This window comes from Variovorax sp. 01T439_2, from assembly GCF_056398445.1.
On sequence record NZ_JBFTPJ010000758.1, the window covers coordinates 1 to 2,956 of the forward strand.

General features: G+C 70.3%; 2 protein-coding genes and 1 pseudogene. All 3 read left to right on the top strand.

Features of this window, described 5'->3' with window-relative positions; translation table 11 throughout:
• Nucleotides 1–611: pseudogene (locus tag AC1DOC_RS27265) on the top strand (type II secretion system secretin GspD); the annotation flags it as partial.
• Between the two features lie 5 nt (nucleotides 612–616).
• Nucleotides 617–2,008 (top strand): GspE/PulE family protein, encoded by a 1,392-nt coding sequence (locus tag AC1DOC_RS27270; protein ID WP_012746221.1) that lies wholly within the window; start codon nucleotides 617–619, stop codon nucleotides 2,006–2,008.
• 16 nt (nucleotides 2,009–2,024) lie between these two features.
• A partial coding sequence (locus tag AC1DOC_RS27275; protein WP_478130880.1) for a type II secretion system F family protein occupies nucleotides 2,025–2,956 on the top strand: 932 nt, incomplete at its 3' end.

A 2,956-nucleotide genomic window follows, 5' to 3' on the forward strand; every position in this document is an offset into this window, starting at 1 on the left:
CCATCAACGAGAACGGCACCGTGAAGATGACCATCTTCCAGGAGACCTCGACCGTCGACGGCAACACCATCAACAACCCCAACGGCCCGACCACCAACAAGCGTTCGATCGAATCGAGCGTGCTGGTGGAAGACGGCGGCCTGGTCATGCTCGGCGGGCTGCTGTCGGACGACTACGGCAACACGATCGAGAAGGTGCCGGTGGCGGGCGACATCCCGGTGCTCGGCAACCTGTTCAAGAACGAGATCCGCACGCGCAACAAGAGCAACCTGATGATGTTCCTGCGCCCCGCGGTCATGCGCGACGGCGCCTCGACCGAAGCCTTTGCCTACGACCGCTACGACGAGATCCGCGGCATGCAGCAGCGGACCCAGCCGAACACCGACAACATCATGCTGCGCGGCGTGGATGCCGCCCCCGTGCTGCCGGAAGCCCCGCTGCCGCGCTCGGGTGCCCGCGACACCAGCAGCAACGGCAGCGACCGCATCCAGGGCACGCAGCTGATCCCGCCGCCGCGCCCAGCCGCCGACACCCGCACCCTGCGCCCGAGCCCGCTGCGCGGCGCGCTGCCGCCCACGGCCGACCCCACCAGCTCGCGCGAACTGCCCTGAAGCCCATGCGCCACCCCCTGCCCTACGCGTTCGCACGCAGCCAGCAGCTGCTGCTCGAAGAAGCCGACGACGGCAGCCACACGCTGTGGATGTCGAGCCATCCCTCGCGCAGCGCGGTCGGCGAAGTCACGCGCAAGTACGGCGTGCAGGCCTTCGAGGTGCTGGCCGACGGCCCGCTCGCGCAGCGCATCAGCGCGGCCTATGCGCAGGGCGAATCGAGCGCCGCCGCGGTGGTGAGCGAGGTGCAGAGCGACGCCGACCTCTCGCGCATGATGCAGGAGCTGCCGGCGGTCGAGGACCTGCTGGAAAGCGCCGGCGACGCGCCCATCATCCGCATGCTCAACGCGCTGCTCACGCAGGCCGCGCGCGACGGCGCGAGCGACATCCACATCGAGCCCTACGAGCGCACTTCGTCCGTGCGCTTTCGCATCGACGGCACGCTGCGCGAGGTGGTGCAGCCCAACCGCGCGCTGCACGCCGCGCTGATCTCGCGCCTGAAGATCATGGCCGACCTCGACATCTCCGAGAAGCGGCTGCCGCAGGACGGGCGCATCAGCCTTCGCATCGGCACGCGCGCAGTCGATGTGCGCGTCTCCACGCTGCCGAGCGCGCATGGCGAACGCGCGGTGCTGCGCCTCCTGGACAAGAGCGAATCGAAGCTCACGCTCGAATCGGTCGGCATGCAGGGCGACACGCTCGCGCGCTTCGAGAAGCTCATTGCGCAGCCGCACGGCATCATCCTGGTGACCGGGCCCACGGGCTCGGGCAAGACCACCACGCTGTACGCCGCGCTGGCCCGGCTGGATGCGAGCCGCAGCAACATCATGACGGTGGAAGACCCGATCGAATACGAACTGCCGGGCGTGGGCCAGACGCAGATCAACGCGAAGATCGAGCTCACCTTCGCGAAGGCGCTGCGCGCGATCCTGCGGCAGGATCCGGACGTGATCATGATCGGCGAGATCCGCGACTTCGAGACCGCGCAGATCGCCATCCAGGCCTCGCTCACCGGCCACCTGGTGCTTGCCACGCTGCACACCAACGACTCGGTCAGCGCCGTCACGCGGCTGACCGACATGGGCGTGGAGCCGTTCCTGCTGAGCTCGTCGCTGCTGGGCGTGCTCGCGCAGCGCCTGGTGCGCAAGGTCTGCACGGCCTGCGGCGGCGCCGGCTGCGAAGCATGCGGGCAGACCGGCTACCAGGGGCGCACCGGCATCTTCGAGCTGCTGGTGGCCGACGAGACCGTGCAGGGCCTGATCCACAGCAAGGCGGCCGAGAGCGAACTGCTCCAGGCCGGCGCGCGCGGCGGCCTGCGCCTGATGCGCGAAGACGGCGAACGGCTGGTGCAGGCCGGCATCACCTCGCGCGCCGAGCTGCTGCGCGTCACGCGCGACTGATCCGCCCGGCACCACCATGCCCGCCTATTCCTTCGAAGCCATCGATGCCAGCGGCCAGTCGCGCGAAGGCGTGCTCGAGGCCGACACCGCGCGCAGTGCCCGCAGCCTGCTGCGCGCGCAGGCGCTCATTCCGCTGTCGGTCACGCCGGTGGGCAGCAGCCATGCCAACGGCACCGGCAATGGCGGCCTGCGCCGCTGGCTGGGCGGCGGCGCCCGGGTCTTCAGCTCCACCGGCCTTTCGGTCTGGACGCGGCAGCTCGCGGGCCTGGTCTCTTCGGGCCTGCCGCTCGAACGCGCGCTGACGGCGCTCACCGACGAAGCCGAGACCGAGCCGCAGCGCAACCTGGTCGCTTCGCTGCGCGCCGAGGTCAACGCGGGCTCGCTCTTCGCGCGTGCGCTCGCGGCCCATCCGCGCGAGTTCTCGCCCATCTACACCGCCGTGATCGGCGCGGGCGAGCAAAGCGGCAACCTCGGCCTCGTGCTCGACCGGCTCGCCGACGACCTCGAGGAGCGGCAGGCGCTGCAGCAGAAGCTCATCGGCGCGGCGCTCTATCCGGCCATCGTCACGCTGGTGGCGATCGTGATCGTGATCTTCCTCGTGAGCTACGTAGTGCCGCAGGTGGCGCAGGTGTTCGCGGGCACCAAGCGCTCGCTGCCCTTCCTCACCACCGTCATGCTGTCGCTGAGCGCGGCGGTGCGCAACTACGGCTGGTGGATGCTGGGCGGCGTGGTGCTGGCCGCCATCGCCGCGCGATTGGCGCTGGCGCAGGAAGCCTTGCGCCTGAAATTCGACGCCGCCTGGCTGCGGCTGCCGCTCGTGGGCAAGCTTGCGCGCGGCTACAACGCGGCGCGCTTTGCCAGCACGCTGGCCATGCTGGCCACTGCCGGCGTGCCGATCCTGCGCGCGCTGCAGGCGGCCTCCGAAACGCTGGGCAACCGCGCCATGCG